15 protein-coding genes are annotated in these 17,490 nt (G+C 61.4%); 12 read left to right on the top strand and 3 right to left on the bottom strand.

Annotated elements, in window-relative coordinates:
- The first annotated feature begins 21 nt into the window (after positions 1 to 21).
- From LPB73_RS18275 to LPB73_RS18265, 3 genes are all read left to right on the top strand, one after another.
- On the top strand, positions 22 to 714 hold the full coding sequence (locus LPB73_RS18275) for a MarR family winged helix-turn-helix transcriptional regulator (RefSeq protein WP_231077767.1): 693 nt from the start codon (positions 22 to 24) through the stop codon (positions 712 to 714).
- Positions 715 to 839: 125 nt separating this feature from the next.
- Complete coding sequence (locus LPB73_RS18270) at positions 840 to 2,021, top strand: HlyD family secretion protein (RefSeq protein ID WP_231077766.1); 1,182 nt, start codon at positions 840 to 842, stop codon at positions 2,019 to 2,021.
- Positions 2,008 to 3,594: an MFS transporter gene (locus LPB73_RS18265; protein WP_089268035.1), complete on the top strand. Its 1,587-nt coding sequence runs from the start codon at positions 2,008 to 2,010 to the stop codon at positions 3,592 to 3,594. The genes LPB73_RS18270 and LPB73_RS18265 overlap by 14 nt, the downstream gene beginning before the upstream one ends.
- An 844-nt stretch (positions 3,595 to 4,438) precedes the next feature.
- Here the strand turns inward: LPB73_RS18265 and LPB73_RS18260 are convergent.
- Both LPB73_RS18260 and LPB73_RS18255 read right to left on the bottom strand, forming a co-directional pair.
- Positions 4,439 to 5,257 carry a DUF2927 domain-containing protein gene (locus LPB73_RS18260; protein ID WP_089268029.1) on the bottom strand — a complete coding sequence of 273 codons (819 nt, stop codon included), beginning with the start codon at positions 5,255 to 5,257 and terminating at the stop codon, positions 4,439 to 4,441.
- A 105-nt stretch (positions 5,258 to 5,362) separates the two neighbouring features.
- A complete protein-coding gene (locus tag LPB73_RS18255; protein ID WP_081422064.1) occupies positions 5,363 to 5,977 on the bottom strand; it encodes a L,D-transpeptidase in 615 nt (204 codons plus the stop codon).
- Positions 5,978 to 6,216: 239 nt separating this feature from the next.
- Here LPB73_RS18255 and LPB73_RS18250 point away from each other — a divergent pair, with 239 nt between their 5' ends.
- From LPB73_RS18250 to LPB73_RS18240, 3 genes are all read left to right on the top strand, one after another.
- On the top strand, positions 6,217 to 7,758 hold the full coding sequence (locus LPB73_RS18250) for an acetolactate synthase large subunit (protein WP_231077765.1): 1,542 nt from the start codon (positions 6,217 to 6,219) through the stop codon (positions 7,756 to 7,758).
- A 288-nt stretch (positions 7,759 to 8,046) separates the two neighbouring features.
- Complete coding sequence (locus LPB73_RS18245; protein ID WP_068737424.1) at positions 8,047 to 8,265, top strand: hypothetical protein; 219 nt, start codon at positions 8,047 to 8,049, stop codon at positions 8,263 to 8,265.
- Entirely contained in the window at positions 8,262 to 8,492 is a 231-nt protein-coding gene (locus LPB73_RS18240; protein WP_231077764.1) for a hypothetical protein, read from the top strand. The genes LPB73_RS18245 and LPB73_RS18240 overlap by 4 nt, the downstream gene beginning before the upstream one ends.
- A gap of 15 nt (positions 8,493 to 8,507) precedes the next feature.
- Here the strand turns inward: LPB73_RS18240 and LPB73_RS18235 are convergent, their stop codons facing one another.
- A complete protein-coding gene (locus LPB73_RS18235; RefSeq protein WP_210269248.1) occupies positions 8,508 to 9,386 on the bottom strand; it encodes an AraC family transcriptional regulator in 879 nt (292 codons plus the stop codon).
- A gap of 262 nt (positions 9,387 to 9,648) precedes the next feature.
- On the opposite strand from LPB73_RS18235, the gene LPB73_RS18230 reads away from it, so the two are divergent.
- From LPB73_RS18230 to LPB73_RS18205, 6 genes are all read left to right on the top strand, one after another.
- Positions 9,649 to 10,560 carry a 2-hydroxyacid dehydrogenase gene (locus tag LPB73_RS18230; RefSeq protein WP_231077763.1) on the top strand — a complete coding sequence of 304 codons (912 nt, stop codon included), beginning with the start codon at positions 9,649 to 9,651 and terminating at the stop codon, positions 10,558 to 10,560.
- Positions 10,561 to 10,721: 161 nt separating this feature from the next.
- The gene (locus LPB73_RS18225; protein ID WP_231077762.1) at positions 10,722 to 12,308 is read left to right on the top strand and encodes an ABC transporter substrate-binding protein; all 1,587 of its coding nucleotides are present in this window, start codon (positions 10,722 to 10,724) and stop codon (positions 12,306 to 12,308) included.
- Positions 12,309 to 12,348: 40 nt separating this feature from the next.
- Positions 12,349 to 13,935: an ABC transporter substrate-binding protein gene (locus LPB73_RS18220; RefSeq protein WP_231077761.1), complete on the top strand. Its 1,587-nt coding sequence runs from the start codon at positions 12,349 to 12,351 to the stop codon at positions 13,933 to 13,935.
- A 101-nt stretch (positions 13,936 to 14,036) separates the two neighbouring features.
- Positions 14,037 to 15,623, top strand: a complete 1,587-nt coding sequence (locus LPB73_RS18215; protein ID WP_231077760.1) for an ABC transporter substrate-binding protein — start codon at positions 14,037 to 14,039, stop codon at positions 15,621 to 15,623.
- Positions 15,620 to 16,642, top strand: a complete 1,023-nt coding sequence (locus tag LPB73_RS18210) for an ABC transporter permease (protein ID WP_120288814.1) — start codon at positions 15,620 to 15,622, stop codon at positions 16,640 to 16,642. The genes LPB73_RS18215 and LPB73_RS18210 overlap by 4 nt, the downstream gene beginning before the upstream one ends.
- Before the next feature lie 13 nt (positions 16,643 to 16,655).
- Positions 16,656 to 17,486 carry an ABC transporter permease gene (locus LPB73_RS18205; protein WP_120289223.1) on the top strand — a complete coding sequence of 277 codons (831 nt, stop codon included), beginning with the start codon at positions 16,656 to 16,658 and terminating at the stop codon, positions 17,484 to 17,486.
- Positions 17,487 to 17,490 lie beyond the last annotated feature (4 nt).

Genomic DNA, 17,490 nt, shown 5'->3' with positions numbered 1-17,490 from the left:
GATCGTTCACTGGGAAGCGGTATGTCTCGTTCCAAGGTTGCGCCGCTCTCCAAGACGCCGGCGCTGCGTAAATCCGAAAAGGCCGCGGCCAAGCCCGCAGTGAAGACGGGAGCCAAAACCGCGCTCAAGGCAAAACTTCCGGCACCGGCGCTGACCACGTCGCGCAAGGCGCTGCTGGTCGATGGCTCCGATCATGCATTCCGGCAACTCGTGCACACATTGCTGGCGTTCCTCGCGCGTCACGAGACCGTGCGTGAGGGGCATGCCGCCGCGATCGGCCTGGCCGGGATCGAATACACTGTGCTGATCTCGGTCAAATATCTGGCCGCTGAAGGCGATGTCAGCGTGCGCGAACTCGCGGCGCATCTGCATCTCAGCGGCGCTTTCGTCACCACGGTGTCCAACAAGCTGCAGCAGATGGGATTGCTCGACAAGCTCGTCGATCCCGCCGATCGCCGGCGCCTACGTCTCACGGTGACGCAGGCCGGCGATGCGCTGCTGGCAAGCCTCAATCCCACGCAGCGTCAGGTCAATGACGTGCAGTTCGATTGTCTCAACGCGGACGAATTTCATCAATTGCTAGGGAGCGTCGAGCGACTCGTCGAATCCAGCGAGCGCGCCATTGCGCTGCAACGCTATCTGCAGCCGCGTGGTCCGGATAATCCGGCGCCATCTGATGGCGGCGACAAACCCGCACGCCGCAAAAAGATATAAATCTGCGGTCTTTGGTACGAATCGAACCCGAATGCTGCGGCACCGGTATGGATTGCCGATATCGGGCGATTGAATCGGGTGCGACGACATGAGACATAATGTCACTCAGTCGCTGCGAGGAAGACATGTCCCAGCTTGATGCATCCCCAACGCCGCAACCGGCGCCGTCACAACCTGTTGCGCCGACACCTGCGCAACCGGCTGCGCAACCGCCCGCACAGCCTGCGGCGTTGACGCCAGCACAGCAGGCGTGGCGTCGTCTTGCGATTCCGCTGCTGGCCGTTGCTGCCGCGGTTGTCTTCATCGTTCTGGCCACCACCCGCTGGGACATCTGGATGGGCAACCGCGCGGTGCAAACCACCAACGATGCCTATATCCGCGCGCAGACGACGCGGCTGTCGAGCCGCGTGGCCGGTGCGGTGAAAGCCGTTGCCGTCAGCGACTTCCAGCACGTAAAAGCCGGCGATCTGCTGATCCAGATCGATCCCGCGGATTACGAGGCGCAGGTGGCACAGGCCGAGGCGGGCGTGGCCGGTGCGCAGGCGGCGCTGGACAATCTCGCCAACCAGGTCGAGCTGCAATATGCCACCATCGCGCAGGCCGAGGCGCAGCGTGTGTCTGCGCAGGCGATGGAAGTGCAGGCGCAGCAGGAGCGGGAACGTCAGGCTTCGCTGACGCAGACCGAAGCCGGCACGCGGCAGCGCTTCGAACAGGCGACTGCCGCCTATGCCAAGGCACAGGCCGACGTGAAGGCAAGCGGCGCGGTGATCGCCGCCCAGAAGCATCAGCTCGAAGTGCTTGCCGGCACGCGCAAGCAGCGCGCCGCCGATCTGCTCGGCGCCAAGGCGACGCTCGATGCTGCCAGGCTACGCCTCGGTTATACGAAGATCGTGGCGCCCTTCGATGGCGTGGTCAGCGAGCGTCAGGTGCAGCCGGGCGACTACGTCAATATCGGCTCCAGCCTGATCAGCATCGTGCCGCTCCCCGACGTCTATGTGATCGCGAATTTCAAGGAAACGCAGCTCACGCGCGTGAAGCCCGGTCAGCCTGTCGATATCGTGGTCGATACGTTCTCCGCGGAGACCCTGCGCGGGCGTGTCGAGCGCGTCTCGCCGGCGTCGGGATCGCAATTCGCCTTGCTGCCGCCGGATAACGCCACCGGCAACTTCACCAAGGTCGTGCAGCGCGTGCCGGTCCGCATCACGCTCGACAAGGGGCAGCCGCTGCTCGACCGGTTGCTGCCGGGCATGTCGGTAACCGCGAGCATCAACACCGACGCGCCGGCGGCCGGCAATGGCGGAAAGTAAGGTCATCGAAAGCGGCCCGGTCTCGACCGGGGGCGTTTCGCACCATCCGATCTTTGCGGTCGGCGCGGTGCTGCTCGGCGCATTCCTCGCCAATTTCGATACGCGTATCTTCTCCATCGGCCTCGCCGATCTGCGCGGGGCGTTGGGGCTGAGTTTCGATGAAGGCGCGTGGCTCTCCACCGCCGGAACAGCGTCGCAGATCTTCATCGCGCCTGCGGTGGCCTGGATGGCCACCGTGTTCGGGCTGCGCCGCGTGCTCGGCATTCCCGCTCTGGTCTATGCGGCGATCTCGCTGGTGATCCCGCTGGTGCGCGACTACAATCTGCTGCTGGTGCTGAACATCGTGCACGGCATGCTGCTTGGCACCTTCGTGCCGGCAACGCTGCTGATCATCTTCCGCAATCTGCCGATGAAGTGGTGGCTACCGGCCATTGCGATCTATTCCATTCGCGTCGGCTTCTCGCTCAATTCCGGCACTGCACTGGTCGGCTTCTATGTCAGCCACATCGGCTGGCAATGGATGTTCTGGCAGGATGTCATCATCGCGCCGCTGCTCGCGCTGTTCGTCTGGCTCGGCACACCGCGCGAGCCGATCAATCGCTTCGTGCTGTGTGAGGCCGATTGGGGCGGCATGCTCTTGCTCGGCACCGGCATGGCCATGATCTATGCCGGGCTCGATCAGGGCAACCGGCTGGACTGGCTGGGTTCGGGTACGGTGGTGGCGCTGCTTGGCGGCGGCACGGTCCTGACCGTCGGCTTCTTCATCAATGAGTCGGTGGTCAAACGGCCATGGGCGCATGCCGAGGTGCTGCTGTCGCGCAATATCGGTCTCGCGCTGCTGACGATCATTCTCTACACCATGACCAGCCTGTCCAATTCATCGTTGGCGCCGAATTTTCTCACCAACATCGCGCTGTTGCGGCCGGAGCAGTCCGGCATGTTGTTTCTGCTCTATGCCGTCGTGCCGATGATCGTGCTGGTGCCGCTGTCGATCTGGCTCATTCGCTACTACGACGTGAAGCTGACGCTGATCATTGGCCTTGCGGCATTCGCCGCCGCCGCCCTCCTGGGCACGCAGCTCACCCATGAATGGGCGCTTGGCGATTTCATCCCGATGGTGATGTTGCAGTCGCTTGGGCAGAGCTTCACGCTGCTGCCCATCGTGATCATCGCACTGTCGAATTCCGATCCGTCGCGCGCCACCGCCTTTGCGGCCTATATCCAGGTCTTCCGACTCGGCGGCGCCGAGATCGGTATTGCGCTGATGGGCACCTGGCTGCGCGTGCGCGAGCAGATCCATTCGAATCTGCTCGGCCAGCATGTCGCCAGCGGCGATGCCGATGTCGTCGGCATTCTTGCCAAACTCACCGGGCGTTTCGCCAGCCATGGTGAGGGTCTCGCACAAGCGCGCGGCATCGGCACGCTGGCAAGTCTCGTGCAGCGCGAGGCCAATACCCTGGCCTATATCGACGGCTTCTGGCTCACCTTCTGGTTCGCGATGGCAGCGCTGATCGTCGTGTCGTTGATCGGCAACGCGCCGAAGGGACCGTTCACGCCGAAGCCGCGGGGGTGAGAGGACGAGGCGACCTCACTCGTCATTCCGGGGCGTGCGTCGCCGGCGAAGCCGGCAGAGCACGAACCCGGAATCTCGAAGTGTTTTGCTGAACATGCTGAGATTCCGGGTTCGCGTCCGGCAAGAGCCGGCCACGCCCCGGAATGACAGTTTGGGCACCCCGAACATTTTTTCCTATCCTCCGTTGACACCATCCCCGCCAGGCTTATATTCCCCTCTGTCCTGCCCCACCGAGAGGGGCGATCGCGATCGTCACGTTCGCGGGGTGGGATGCGGTGGACGCCGGAGATGCGGCGTCACGCGGTTCATGGGGGAACGTCTGTCTTCGGGCAGGACGGATCTGCGCCAGCACTGCCACTGGCAAGGAGACGGCCGACCTTCGGATGGAAAGAGCCCTGGACAGCGTGACGGACGACCAAATCGAAACGCGTTCGGCCCAGTCGCTTGAGGCTACCCTGTCCCTCCGCCCTGGGACATTAATTTTGGTGATGGGACCGTTCGCCATGGCAGATGTGCAAGCAACCGAAAAAACACCGCATGCGGAACGTCGGGCACTTGCTCGGCGCCTCCGAAAGTCCTGATGCACACTAACCTGCGGAAGACCGCATTCGCATCAGGCCCAAGGGTGCAACGGGCACCCGGCGTTCCGCACGCCCTCTCACAAGGGGGCGGGAATGCAAAAGACGACGGCGCCCCCGCGCCGCAAACAATGGGGGCGATGACGCATGTCTGAAGAGCGGGGGCTGTTTGACATTCGAAGAAGCTGGGACGCGCAGGCGTTCGTGGAATCCCCCCGCCTGGCAAAGCTTCGCTTCGCGCGGGGGGAGGGATAAGAGAAGCGCCGCTAATCCTGCAGCTCGTTCACCTTGCTCACCCAGATACGCACGTCAGTGAGCACCTGCGGCAGCACGTCCTTGACCTCCTGCACGGTCATGCCGGCCTTGATGCGGGGATCGTAGAGGATGTTGAGGATGTACTGGTCGTAGACGTCGAAGAAGCCCATCTGGACGTTGTCGTTGAACATCGTCCACGGCACCGTACTGGTATCGTTGATCGGGCCCAGCGACTGCAGCAATTCCTCATAGGCGCAGTCGAGAAAGACGAAGTCGCCATTGTCGACGGTGAGGATCACGTCGGAGCGTTCGATCTCGAAGGCCTCGTTCTTGCGGAAGCCGGACAGGCATTGCGGGTCCAGGGAGTCGCGGATCTCGTTGGCCCGGTCGGTGCCATAGAAGGTCGAGATGGTGCGATAGAGATCGCGGTCGCGCACCAGCTTCACCAGTACATTGGCGTCGTCGCGGTTGTCCGCCATGGCGATGTTGAGATGCTGCACCCGGCGCGCGATGTCGGTCACGACCTTGGCGATTTGGGCCTTGCGGTCGGCACGGCCCTCGGCGAAGACCCGCACCGGAAGCTCATATTTGCGGATGCGGTCGACGCGGCCGGCGAGGTGATATTCGGCGCCAAAGGCGGTCTTGAAAAAACCGTCGATGATCTCGCTGTCGGTAAAGGTCTTCTTCTCGGTGCGCTGGCGTGCGGTAACGGCGGGCGGCTCGCTCGCACCGGCATAAGACGGCTGCGGCACGAAGGCGGTCAAAGACGCTAGCGCCAGCAGCGCGGCAATCGTCCGGACGATGAATCGATCTGGTGTCGGGGCGGGCATTATTACTCAAGTTCTCGCAATGCGCGTATTTGCGCAAGCGTTCAGTGCCGCCCCCGCGGACAATTCGAAGGCTTCCCGCAGGAAGCCTTCGTTCTCAGGTCAAGCTCAGTTCTTGACGATGACCGTCGCGCCGACCGAGACGCGGTTATAGAGATCGGTGACATCGTCATTGGTCATGCGGAAGCAGCCCGAGGACACGGCCTGCCCGATGGTCTCCGGCTCGTTCGAGCCGTGGATGCGGTACAGCGTCGAGCCGAGATACATCGCGCGGGCGCCGAGCGGGTTGTCGATGCCGCCGGGCATGTGGCGGGGCAAATCGGGCCGGCGGGCGAGCATCTGGGCCGGCGGGGTCCAGCTCGGCCATTCCTTCTTGGCGGTGACGCGGTGGACGCCGCCCCAGCGGAAGCCATCGCGGCCGACGCCGATGCCGTAACGCAGCGCCTGGCCGCCAGGCTGCACCAGATAGAGCCGGCGCTCGGCGGTGTTCACAACGATGGTCCCCGGGGCGTAATTGCTGTGGAAGCCGACGGTCTGGCGCTGGATCGGGCCGGAGCTGTTGCCGCCGCCATTGCCGAAATTGGAGAAGAAGTTGGAGAGCGACGGGCCGTCGTCGACCTCGAAGTCCTGTGCCGGCGGCTGGTTGCGAACGCGTGCATCGGCAGGAAACGCAATTGTGGTGAACGCGGCTGCGGCAAAAAAGAGAGCAAAAAGGCGCTTCATCATGGTCCTCGCCAGAAAAAATTGAGGCCCAAGACAGGCCATAAATCGCCCCGATCCGCAACCCACGGCCGTGTGAGGACAGCCCGGATGGAGCGATAATAACCGGCGTTCAGCCCGCCCCGCGGCCCTCACAACGAAGCCTTGCGTTCCGACCCTTTGACGGGCCCTCCGAACAATGGTTCATCAGCCCCCGAGATCAAGAAACCGAGATACGACCCTGAATCAAACGGAGTGAGACGATGAACGGTGCGGAAAGCCTAGTGCGGACATTGGTGGCGGGCAATGTGGATGTCTGCTTTGCCAATCCGGGAACGTCGGAAATGCATTTCGTTGCGGCGCTCGACCGCGTCGAAGGCATGCGCTGCGTGCTCGGCCTGTTCGAAGGCGTCGTCACCGGCGCGGCGGATGGCTACTTCCGCATGAAGGGCACCCCGGCCTCGACGCTGCTGCATCTCGGTCCCGGCCTCGCCAATGGCCTCGCCAACCTGCACAATGCCAAGAAGGCCAATTCGGGTATCGTCAACATCGTCGGCCAGCATGCCGTCTATCACATCGAATACAACGCGCCGCTGACCTCGGACATCGAGGGCCTCGCCCGTCCGATGTCGCAGTGGGTGCACACCTCGCCGGATTCCAAGTCGGTGGCCAAGGACGGCGCCGCAGCAATTGCCGCCGCCAAGGATCGCCAGATCGCGACGCTGATCCTGCCCGCTGACACCGCATGGGGCGCGGCCGATGGTGTGGCGCCGGTGCCTGCCGAGAAGCAGAGCGCCGGCTATTCGGCACAGGCCGTCGAGACTGCCGCCAGGATCATGAAGGACGGTGGCGCCTCGACCCTGCTGCTGATGACCGGCCAGGGGCTGACCGAAAAGGGCCTGGCGCTGGCCGAGCAGATCGCCGGCAAGACCGGCTGCAAGGTGATGGGCCAGACCTACAATCCGCGCATGGCGCGCGGCCGTGGCCGCTTCTCCATCGATCGCATTCCCTATGTGATCGAAGCCGCACTTCCGCTGCTGAAGGACTTCAAGAACATCGTGCTGGTGGAAGCCAACGATCCCGTCGCCTTCTTCGCCTATCCGAACAAGCCGAGCATGCTGAAGCCGGAAGGCTGCGAAGTGCATCGCATCACCGCCGGCGGCGAGAACTCGATCGCTGCGCTCGAAGCACTGGCCGGCGCGCTCGGCGCCAAGCCGTCGGATGTGAAGCCGCAGAAGCTCACCGAACTGGTGAAGCCGACCGGCGCGCTGAACCACACCACGATTGCGCAGGCGATTGCCTATGCGATCCCGGAAAACGCCATCATGGTCGATGAGTCGTTGACCACCGGTCGCGGATTCTTCCCGCCGACCGCAGCGGCTGCGCCGCATGACTGGCTGCAGAACATGGGCGGCTCGATCGGCTTCTCGACCCCGGTCGCGACCGGCGCCGCCGTGGCCTGCCCGGACCGCAAGGTGATCTGCATGGTCGGTGACGGCAGCGCGATGTACACGCTGCAGTCGCTGTGGACGCAGGCCCGCGAAGAGCTCGACATCACCACCATCGTGTTCGCCAACCGCAAGTATCAAATCCTGCTCGGCGAATTCGCCGGCGTCGATGCCGGCGAGCCCGGCCAGCGCGCCCTCGATATGCTCAACCTCGACCGTCCGACGCTCGACTGGGTGTCGCTCGCCAAGGGCATGGGCGTCCCCGGCGTTTCGGTATCGAACGTCGACGACTTCAACAAGGCGCTCGCCAACGCGATCGCTGCGAAGGGTCCGAAGCTGATCGAAGTGGTGATGTGAGCAGCGGGTATCACCGCAGCTGCCAAATACCCCGCTACCAAGCGGGGTGCCTGCCAAATAGAGAAAGGCTCCGGATCACTCCGGAGCCTTTTCAGTACTGTTCCCTGCTGGCGAAACGATATCAATTGAAACACGTTCCGATTTTTCGGCGCAACTCCACGCAGCGCTTTCTCCGGTAGGGATTGTGCCCTGCAACCTGGGCGCATCGGGAACAATAGTTGTGAACATCGCGTTGCAGAGGGACAGCTACCGCACAGACAAGTTATTTCAGCGCACTCATAAGATCAGATGGCAAAAAATCGTTGGGACGACGAACAGATTGAAATTTTGAAAGGGCTTATCGCGCGTAAAGTATCGCTGGCCAGAGCCGCAGTGATCATGAAACGACCGCAGAGTTCCGTTCAGATCCAGGCACGCCGGCTCGGAGCACCATTCCCCGGTGTCCGAGCGACCAAGGCGCGGCTGAAGGCGCAAATCGATGAAGCCGAGAAGAAAGCGTTGCGGTGAAAAGCGCGATTGAGCTTGTGGTTACCGCCTATGTCGATACGAACCAGCTAAGTGCGTTGCAAGATCTCAAGGTGCATCGCGAAACGCTGGCGGCGTCCGTCCGCAACAGAATGGACTTCAATTTCGGCGTACTGCTCGGGCAGCTCGACGACGACATCCGCGAAATCGAAGCCGGCATCCGGCGTTTGCGCGCTACGATGGAAGCGCGGCCAGCGGTCGAGTCCTAAGGAGGTGCGCGTCGGTCACGTTGCCAAGTCCTCCGTCTGTTCGCTCCAGCGCAGATAGTCGCGTGGTGAAATTCCCATCGAGCGACGGAACATGGCGCTGAAGGCACTTGGACTATCATAGCCGAGATCGAGCGCCACATTGGTCACCGGTTCGCGCATGGTCAGGCGCGACAGCGCTTCCATCAATCGCACCTGCTGGCGCCATTCGGCGAAGCTCATGCCGGTCTCGCGGCGAAACAGCCGTGTCAGCGTGCGTCGGCCGAGGCCGCCGATCTGCGACCAGGATTCCAGATCCTGATTGTTGCCGGGCTCGCGCAGGATCGCTTCGCAGATACGCGCGAGGCGGCGGTCCTGCGGCATCGGCGCGCGCAGCGGCACGGCCGGCATGCGGCCGATTTCAGCGAGCATCAAATTCATGATCTGGCCTTCGCGGCCGTCCATATCGTATTCGGTCGGGAAGGTGACGGCCTCGTTGAGCAGCGCGCGTACCAGCGACGACACTTCCATCAGCTGGCACGAGGTCGGCAGGCCGACCGTCGCGTCGGGTTCGACGTAAAGCGTACGGAGCTGCACGGTGCCCCAGCAGCGGCTTTGATGGACGACGCCGGGCGGGATCCACAGCGCATGCTGCGGCGATACGGTCCAGCTGCCGGTCTCGGTGATCACGGTCATGACCCCGGTCAGGCCGTGGAGAAATTGCGCGCGGCGGTGGCTGTGCCGGACTCCGACGCCGCCCGAGGAGAATTCGGCAGCCATCGCAACCACCGGGCGTTGTGCGGCCTGGAGTGCATCGGCGCGGCGGCCGCTAGCCTCGAAGCCGGAAAAACTCACCATGGCCGGCGGCGCGACGCGCTGGCGCGGCGTGTTGCACGAAATTGAAGAGATATGGCCCATACGCGACAAATCCTGACCCTGTGAAGACGGAGATGATGCGCCGACATCGTACCCTAGGATAGAGGTTTTGAGCGCATCGTTCCGGACGTTGCCATTCTCAAAGCAGGCTTCATGCCACTAGCGCGTTTTCCAGCGAAGTGGGTACCGGTTCGCGTTAAGAAAACGCGTAAAACAACAATCCTGAGCCCCGTTCCGATTCAATCGGAACGGAAAAGGCTCGGGCAGAAACAAACGCAGGAATTCGATGACCCGCATTACTCTCATGACAACCCTGTCCAACACCATGGGTTTTCTGGAGGACCATCTGAAGCGGGTGGTTCCCGGCGCGCTCGTGACCACTTGGCCGGAAGAGGGGGCGCTCGATGGGGAGATCGTGGTCTGCTGGAAACCACCCGCGGGCGTGATGGCGACCATGCCGAATTTGCGGCTGATCCATTCCATCGCCGCCGGTGTGGACAATGTGTTGTCCGACACGGCACTGCCGGACCTGCCGCTGTGCCGGATTGTGGATCCGCTGCTGGGCAAGGCGATGGCCGAATATGTGCTCTGGGGCACGCTGTATTTTCATCGCGAATTTGATCGCGTCTCCACCAATGCCCGCAATGGGCACTGGCATCGCTACGATCAGGTCGCTGCCGCCGACAAGCGCATCGGCATCCTCGGTCTCGGCACCCTCGGAATCCAGGCTGCCACGCTGCTGAAATCGGTCGGCTACAAGGTCTCCGGCTGGTCGCGCTCCGCAAAACAGGTCGAGGGTGTGGAGGTCTTCGCCGGCGACGCCGCGCTCGACGATTTCCTGGCGCAGACCGATATCCTGGTCTGCCTGCTCCCGCTAACGCCGAGCACGGTGGGAATCTTGAATGCTGACCGCTTCGCCCGCCTCCCGAAAGGGGCGGCACTTATTCTCTGCAGCCGAGGCGAGCATCTGAACGTTCCAGACCTCGTTGCCTCATTGCGATCGGGTCATCTGCGCGGCGCGATTCTTGACGTGTTCGACAAAGAGCCACTGCAGCCCGACAATCCGCTGTGGACGGAGCCGGGTATTCTGGTGACGCCGCATATGGCCGGATTGGCCAAACCGCGCGTCATTGCCGACCAGATTGCCGAGAATATCCGCCGTCTCAAGGCTGGAGAGATTCTACTCAACCGCGTCGATCCGGCACTGGGATACTGAATGCCTGCTCATTTACGGAACATGCTCGGTTCTCAGACAACGCCGGCCCGATCGCGATGATGATCGGCCCGGCGACGGCGGCGGCTTGAATTTTGCAAGCTCATCCTTGCGCGTCAGTGCAACCCTGACGTTCAACCCTCTGTGTCCATCGGGAGAGCTGAATGAATCGACGTGAGTTTGCGAAATTGCTGGGTCTGGGCGCTACGGCGCTGTCAGGCATCCCGCTCGGCATTACCCGCGCCACGGGGCAGACCAGAGGCGGTACGCTCAATACGATCATTCAGCCCGAACCGCCGATCCTGGTCACGGCGATCAATCAGCAACAGCCGACCCTCACCGTCGGCGGCAAACTCTATGAGAGCCTGCTGCGCTACGATTTCGATCTCAAGCCGATTCCCGGCCTCGCCAAATCCTGGGAGGTTTCGCCGGACGGGCTGACCTACACATTCAAGCTGTTCCCGAACATCACGTTTCACGACGGCAAGCCGCTGACGTCGGAAGACGTGATTTTCACCATGACCAAGGTGCTGATGGAAACCCATGCGCGCGGTCGCGTGACATTTGCGCGCATCGCAAAGGCGGAAGCGCCCGATCCACTGACGGTGATCTTCACGCTGAAGTCGCCCTTCGCGCCGTTCCTGACGTCGCTGGATTGCACAACGGCGCCGATCCTGCCGAAGCACATCTATGAAGGTACCGACTATCGCAAGAATCCCGCCAATGCGCAGGCGATCGGCTGCGGTCCGTTCAAGCTCAAGGAGTGGGTCAAGGGATCGCACATCCATTTTGTCCGGCACGAAGGTTATCATCGGCCGGGCGAGCCCTATCTCGACGAAATCATCTATCGCGCGATCCCCGATGGTGCGTCGCGTACCGTGGCGGTCGAGCAGGGCAAGGTGCAGCTGACGCAGTGGGGCGATATCGAATTCTTCGAGGTGCCGCGGCTGTCGAAACTGCCGAATTACGAGGTGTCCACCAAGGGCTACGAGTTCTTTGCGCCGCATCAATGGATTGAACTCAATAATCGCATCAAGCCGATGGACGACAAGCGTTTTCGTCAGGCCGTGATGCATGCGATTGACCGCAAGGCGATGCTGCAGCGAATCTATTTCGGGCTTGGCAAGCTGGCGACCGGCCCGATCTCGTCGAAGACACGGTTCTACGACAAGAACGTCAAGACCTATGACTACTCTGTCGATAAGGCGAAAGCGCTGCTCGACGAGATGGGCCTGAAGCCGGGCCCGGACGGCAAGCGCGTCACGCTGCGCTATCTGATCTCGCCGGTCAGCGAGGCCAATACGCGGGCCGCCGAATTTCTGCGCCAGTCGCTCGGGCGCGTCGGCATCGATCTGCAATTGCAGACCACCGATATCGCCGGCTGGGCGCAAAAGTTCGCCGATTGGGATTACGATATGACCGGCAACCTGGTCTACCAGTTCGGCGATCCCGCGCTCGGCGTCGCGCGCACCTACATCACATCGAATATCAAGAAGGGCATCCTGTTCTCGAACACTGCCGGCTATTCCAATCCGGAAGTTGATCGCCTGTTCGAAGAAGCAGCCGTGGCAACATCCGATGACAAGCGGCAGGAGCTCTATAGCCAGGTCCAGAGAATTCTGGTTGAGGACGTTCCAGTGGTTTGGACGTTCGAGCAGGACTATCCGAACTTCATCGACAAGCGGCTGAAGAACGTGTTGTCGACGGCGATCGGAGTGCACGAGACGTTCGGGGCGGTGAGCTTCGGATGACGTTGAAGGTTTCAAATATCTTTGCTACAAAGGAATTAAGATGAACAGACGTGAATTCGCGAAGCTATTAGGTTTGAGTGCGACTGCGCTTTCGGGAATTCCTCTCGGCGTCACCCGCGCCGTCGGTCAGACCAAGGGCGGCACGCTCAATACGATCATCCAGCCCGAGCCCCCGATCCTGGTGACCGCGCTCAACCAGCAGCAGCCGACGCTGACGCTTGGCGGCAAGATCTATGAGAGCCTGCTGCGTTACGGCGCCGATCTCAAGCCGCTGCCCGGTCTCGCTGAATCCTGGACCGTTTCGCCTGATGGCCTCGTCTATACGTTCAAGCTGTTCCCGGGCATCACCTTCCATGACGGCAAGCCGCTGACATCGGAAGATGTTGTGTTCTCGGTGACCAAGGTCCTCGTCGAAACCCATGCGCGTGCGCGCGGCACCTTCCTGCGCATCGACAAGGCCGAAGCGCCCGATCCACTCACGGTGGTGTTCACGCTGAAGGCGCCGTTCGCGCCGTTCCTCAATTCGTTCGATTGCACGACAGCGCCGATCGTGCCGAAGCACATCTATGACGGCACCGATTTCCGCAAGAACCCTGCCAACGCGCAGGCGATCGGCTCGGGCCCGTTCAAGCTCAAGGAATGGGTCAAGGGCTCCCACGTCCATCTCGTCAAGCATGAAGGCTACTACCGCAAGGGCGAGCCGCATCTCGACGAGATCATCTACCGGGTCATTCCGGACGGCGCATCGCGCGCCGTCGCGCTCGAACAGGGCAAGGTCCAGTTGACGCAGTGGACTGACGTCGAACTGTTCGACGTCGCGCGTCTCTCGAAGCTGCCCAATGTCGAAATGACCACCAAGGGCTACGAGTTCTTCGCGCCGCATTTCTGGCTGGAGTTCAATCTTCGCGTCAAGCCGATGGACGACAAGCGCTTCCGTCAGGCTGTGATGTTCGCTGTCGATCGCAAGGCGCTGCTGCAACGCGTGTTCTTCAATCTCGGCAAGGTGGCGACCGGACCCGTTTCGTCGAAGACCCGGTTCTACGAAAAAGATGTCAAGCAGTACGACTACTCGCTGGACAAGGCGAAAGCCCTGCTCGACGAGATGGGCCTGAAGCCCGGTGCTGACGGCAAGCGTGTCAGCATCAAATTCCTGGTTCCGCCCTATGGCGAAATCTGGCAGCGCTCGGCCGAATTCTTCAAGCAATCGCTCGGTCGTGTCGGCATCGATCTGCAACTGGAAAATCTCGATCTCGCCGGCTGGGCCGAGCGCACCAGCAACTGGAATTACGAGATGACCTGTAATCTGCTTTACCAGTTCGGCGATCCGGCGCTGGGCGTGTCGCGCAGTTACATCACGGCGAATATCCGCAAGGGTATTCTGTTCTCAAATATCGCGGGCTATTCCAATCCGGAAGTAGACCGGCTATTCGAGGAAGCCGCCGTGGCGACCTCTGACGCAAAACGTCAGGAACTCTACACGGCCGTGCAGAAAATTGTCGTAGAAGAAATCCCGATCGCATGGATGGTCGAGCAAGACTTCCCCAACTTCATCGACAAGCGGTTGAAGAACGTCATCACCACCGGCATCGGTGTGCACGAGACTTTTGGAGCCGTGACGCTCGGTTGAAGCCGAAGTTACTGAAAGTCACTTGATGGCTTGGCTGTAGCCGGACGTGCAAGCGTCCGGCTACAGCCACTGTCAGGCGTCAATGTTTAAAGGAAGAGGCTATGAATAGACGTGAATTCGCGAAGCTGATGGGCGTGAGCGCGGTTGCTCTCTCGGGTATTCCCCTCGGCATCACTCGTGCCGCTGGTCAGACCAAGGGCGGCACGCTGAACACGATCATTCAGCCAGAGCCTCCGATCCTCGTCACGGCACTGAACCAGCAGCAGCCGACGCTGACACTGGGCGGCAAGATTTATGAGAGCCTGCTGCGCTACAGCCCTGACCTCAAGCCGATGCCGGGTCTCGCTCAGTCGTGGGAAGTGTCGCCGGACGGCCTGACTTATACATTCAAACTGTTCCCCGGCATTACCTTTCATGACGGCAAGCCGCTGACGGCTGACGACGTCATCTTCTCGATGACCAAGCTGCTGCCGGAGACCCATGCACGTGCGCGCGGTATTTACTCGCGCATCGAAAAGGCCGATGCGCCGGATCCGCTCACCGTGGTGTTCAAGCTGAAGTCGACCTTTGCCCCGTTCCTGACAGCGCTCGACTGCACGACGGGTCCGATCGTGCCGAAGCATATCTATGACGGCACCGAATATCGCAAGAACCCGGCCAATGCACAGGCGATCGGCTCAGGCCCGTTCAAGCTGAAGGAATGGGTGAAGGGCTCGCATGTTCATCTCGTCAAGCACGAAGGCTACTACCGCAAGGATCAGCCGTATCTCGACGAAATCATCTACCGCATCATTCCCGACTCCGCATCGCGCGCCGTTGCGCTGGAGCAGGGCAAGATTCAGCTGACGCAGTGGAACGACATCGAAATGTTCGATGTGGCGCGGCTGTCGAAGCTGCCGAATTTCGAGATGACCACCAAGGGCTACGAATACTTCGCACCGCATCAGTGGCTCGAACTCAACAACCGCATCAAGCCGATGGATGACAAGCGTTTCCGTCAGGCTATTGCCTATGCGCTCGATCTGAAGTCGATGGCGCAGCGCGTCTATTTCGGTCTGCCCAAGGTCGCGACCGGTCCAGTGTCGTCGGCGACCAGGTTCTACGAGAAGGACGTCAAGCGTTACGATTACTCGTTGGACAAGGCGAAGGCGCTGCTCGACGAGATGGGGCTTAAGCCGGGTGCCGGCGGCAAACGCGTTACCATCAAGTATCTCACCCCGCCTTATGGTGAAATCTATCAGCGCGCGGCCGAGTTCATTCGCCAGTCGCTCGGCCGCGTCGGCATCGATGTGCTGATCGAGAACACCGACGTCGGTGGCTGGGCGGAGAAGTTCAGCAACTGGGACTACGAGATGACCGGCAATCTGGTCTATCAGTTCGGAGATCCCGCGCTCGGCGTGTCGCGCACCTACATCTCGTCGAATATCAAGAAGGGCATCCTATTCTCGAACACGGCAGGCTATTCCAATCCGGAAGTCGACCGTCTGTTCGAAGAGGCTGCAACCTCGACCTCCGAGGCCAAGCGTCAGGAACTCTACAGCCAGGTGCAGAAGATCCTGGTCGAGGATGTGCCGGTGGTCTGGATGTTCGAGCAGGCCTATCCCACCTTCATCGACAAGCGCCTCAAGAACGTGACTACAACAGCGATCGGCGTGCATGAATCGTTCAGCGACGTGAGCTTCGGATGACGGCGGTATCGGTTAATGCAAAAGGCGGTCGCGTGTTCGCGATCGCCCTCGCGCTTGCGGGTTGGTTTGTCAAATTCGTAGCCGTCGTCTTGGTCATTGCGACCTTCAACTTTATTCTCGTTCATGCCGCACCTGGCGATCCCGCGCAGGTGATTGCCGGCCAGAGCGGCGCCTCCGACGAAAAGCTTCTGGCGCAGCTGCGCGCTGAATATGGGCTCGATAAACCCTATCCAATTCAGCTCGCCACCTATCTGAAGCGCGTCGTGACGCTCGACCTGGGCTATTCCTATCGCCAGCAGCGCACCGTAGCATCGCTCATTCTCGAGCGCTTGCCAGCGACGCTGCTGCTGACAGCGACGGCTTTCACCCTCGCGCTGCTGTCCGGGATCATTCTGGGCACACTGGCCGGTGTTCGTGCTGGCAAGTGGTCAGATACGTTGCTGACGATCGTGTCGTTGCTCCTGTATGCGACGCCGGTGTTCTGGCTTGGCCTGATGCTGGTGTTGCTGTTCTCGGTGCAACTCGATTGGCTGCCGGCCTTCGGCTATGTCACCATCGGCGTGCCGATGACGACACTGCAGCGCATGGGCGATATCGGGATGCATCTGATCCTGCCGGCAGTGTCGCTCGCAGCGGTGTATCTCGCGATCTACACGCGCCTGATGCGTTCGTCGGTGCTCGATGTGACCCATCAGGATTTCATCAAGACCGCCAAGGCCAAGGGCCTGAAGCAGGGCCGCATCATCATTCGCCATATCCTGCGCAATGCGATGCTGCCCATCGTGACTGTCGCAGGTATGCAGGCCGGTGCGCTGGTTGGCGGTGCGGTGGTGATCGAGACCGTGTTCGCCTGGCCGGGTCTCGGCCGTCTCATCTATGACGCGCTGTTGCAGCGCGACTATCCGGTGTTGCTGGGCGTGTTCCTGGTGATGTCGGTGATCGTGATTGCGCTCAATCTTCTCACCGATGCGATCTACCGGGTGATCGATCCACGCGTCTCCGTGCGTGCGGCATCGTGAACGGGATTATATGATGTCTACGCTCAAATCGTTTCTCCGCCATCCCACCGGGATGATTGGTCTGATCGTCCTCCTCGCGGTGGTCCTCCTCGCGGTGACGGCCCCGTGGCTGTTTCCCGACGACCCTTGGGACATGGTTGGCGCGCCGTTCCAGCCGCCGTTCAGCGAAGGGCTTTGGCTTGGCTCCGACATGCTTGGCCGTGACGTGGCTGCCGGCATCGCGCATGGCGCCCGCATCTCGCTGATCATCGGCGTCATCTCGACGCTAACCTCCCTGGTCATCGGCGTCACCATCGGCGCAACCGCCGGCTATTTCGGCGGCAAGGTTGATGAGGTGATGATGCGTATCACCGAGCTGTTCCAGACCATTCCGGGCTTCATTCTCGCAATCCTGCTGGTCGCGACCATCGGGCCGAAAATCTCCAATATCATCTTCGCGATCGGCATCGTCAGCTGGCCGCCACTGGCACGCCTGACGCGCGCCGAGTTCATGCGGCTGCGTGGGCGTGAGTTCGTTCAGGCTGCGGTGTGTCAGGGCCAGCGTCCGCTGACCGTAGTGCTGCGTCGCATTCTGCCGAACGCGATCTCGCCGATCATCGTCACCGGATCGCTGGCGGTCGCCAGCGCCATCCTGATCGAGAGTGCGCTGAGCTTCATGGGTCTCGGCGATCCCAATCTGATGTCGTGGGGCTTCATGATCGGTGCTGCGCGCACTGTGATCCGTCAGGCATGGTGGATGAGCGTGTTTCCCGGCCTCGCCATCCTGCTCACCGTGCTGGCCATCAATCTCGTGGGTGAAGGTCTCAACGACACGCTGAATCCCCGTATCTCACGCAAGCGATAGTATC

Origin of the sequence: Tardiphaga sp. 37S4 (assembly GCF_021044645.1) — a bacterium.
In the GTDB taxonomy this organism is placed as follows: domain Bacteria; phylum Pseudomonadota; class Alphaproteobacteria; order Rhizobiales; family Xanthobacteraceae; genus Tardiphaga; species Tardiphaga robiniae.
The sequence above is the reverse complement of the archived record's forward strand: the minus strand, read 5'-3'. Positions and strand labels throughout refer to the sequence as shown.

Coding starts and splice junctions, on each gene's coding strand:
- LPB73_RS18220 (WP_231077761.1), top strand. CDS start 12,349: ATGAACAGACGTGAATTCGCGAAGCTATTAGGTTTGAGTGCGACTGCG.
- LPB73_RS18215 (WP_231077760.1), top strand. CDS start 14,037: ATGAATAGACGTGAATTCGCGAAGCTGATGGGCGTGAGCGCGGTTGCT.
- LPB73_RS18275 (WP_231077767.1), top strand. CDS start 22: ATGTCTCGTTCCAAGGTTGCGCCGCTCTCCAAGACGCCGGCGCTGCGT.
- LPB73_RS18205 (WP_120289223.1), top strand. CDS start 16,656: ATGTCTACGCTCAAATCGTTTCTCCGCCATCCCACCGGGATGATTGGT.
- LPB73_RS18255 (WP_081422064.1), bottom strand. CDS start 5,977: ATGAAGCGCCTTTTTGCTCTCTTTTTTGCCGCAGCCGCGTTCACCACA.
- LPB73_RS18230 (WP_231077763.1), top strand. CDS start 9,649: ATGACAACCCTGTCCAACACCATGGGTTTTCTGGAGGACCATCTGAAG.
- LPB73_RS18225 (WP_231077762.1), top strand. CDS start 10,722: ATGAATCGACGTGAGTTTGCGAAATTGCTGGGTCTGGGCGCTACGGCG.
- LPB73_RS18270 (WP_231077766.1), top strand. CDS start 840: ATGTCCCAGCTTGATGCATCCCCAACGCCGCAACCGGCGCCGTCACAA.
- LPB73_RS18260 (WP_089268029.1), bottom strand. CDS start 5,257: ATGCCCGCCCCGACACCAGATCGATTCATCGTCCGGACGATTGCCGCG.
- LPB73_RS18235 (WP_210269248.1), bottom strand. CDS start 9,386: ATGGGCCATATCTCTTCAATTTCGTGCAACACGCCGCGCCAGCGCGTC.
- LPB73_RS18250 (WP_231077765.1), top strand. CDS start 6,217: ATGAACGGTGCGGAAAGCCTAGTGCGGACATTGGTGGCGGGCAATGTG.
- LPB73_RS18210 (WP_120288814.1), top strand. CDS start 15,620: ATGACGGCGGTATCGGTTAATGCAAAAGGCGGTCGCGTGTTCGCGATC.
- LPB73_RS18245 (WP_068737424.1), top strand. CDS start 8,047: ATGGCAAAAAATCGTTGGGACGACGAACAGATTGAAATTTTGAAAGGG.
- LPB73_RS18265 (WP_089268035.1), top strand. CDS start 2,008: ATGGCGGAAAGTAAGGTCATCGAAAGCGGCCCGGTCTCGACCGGGGGC.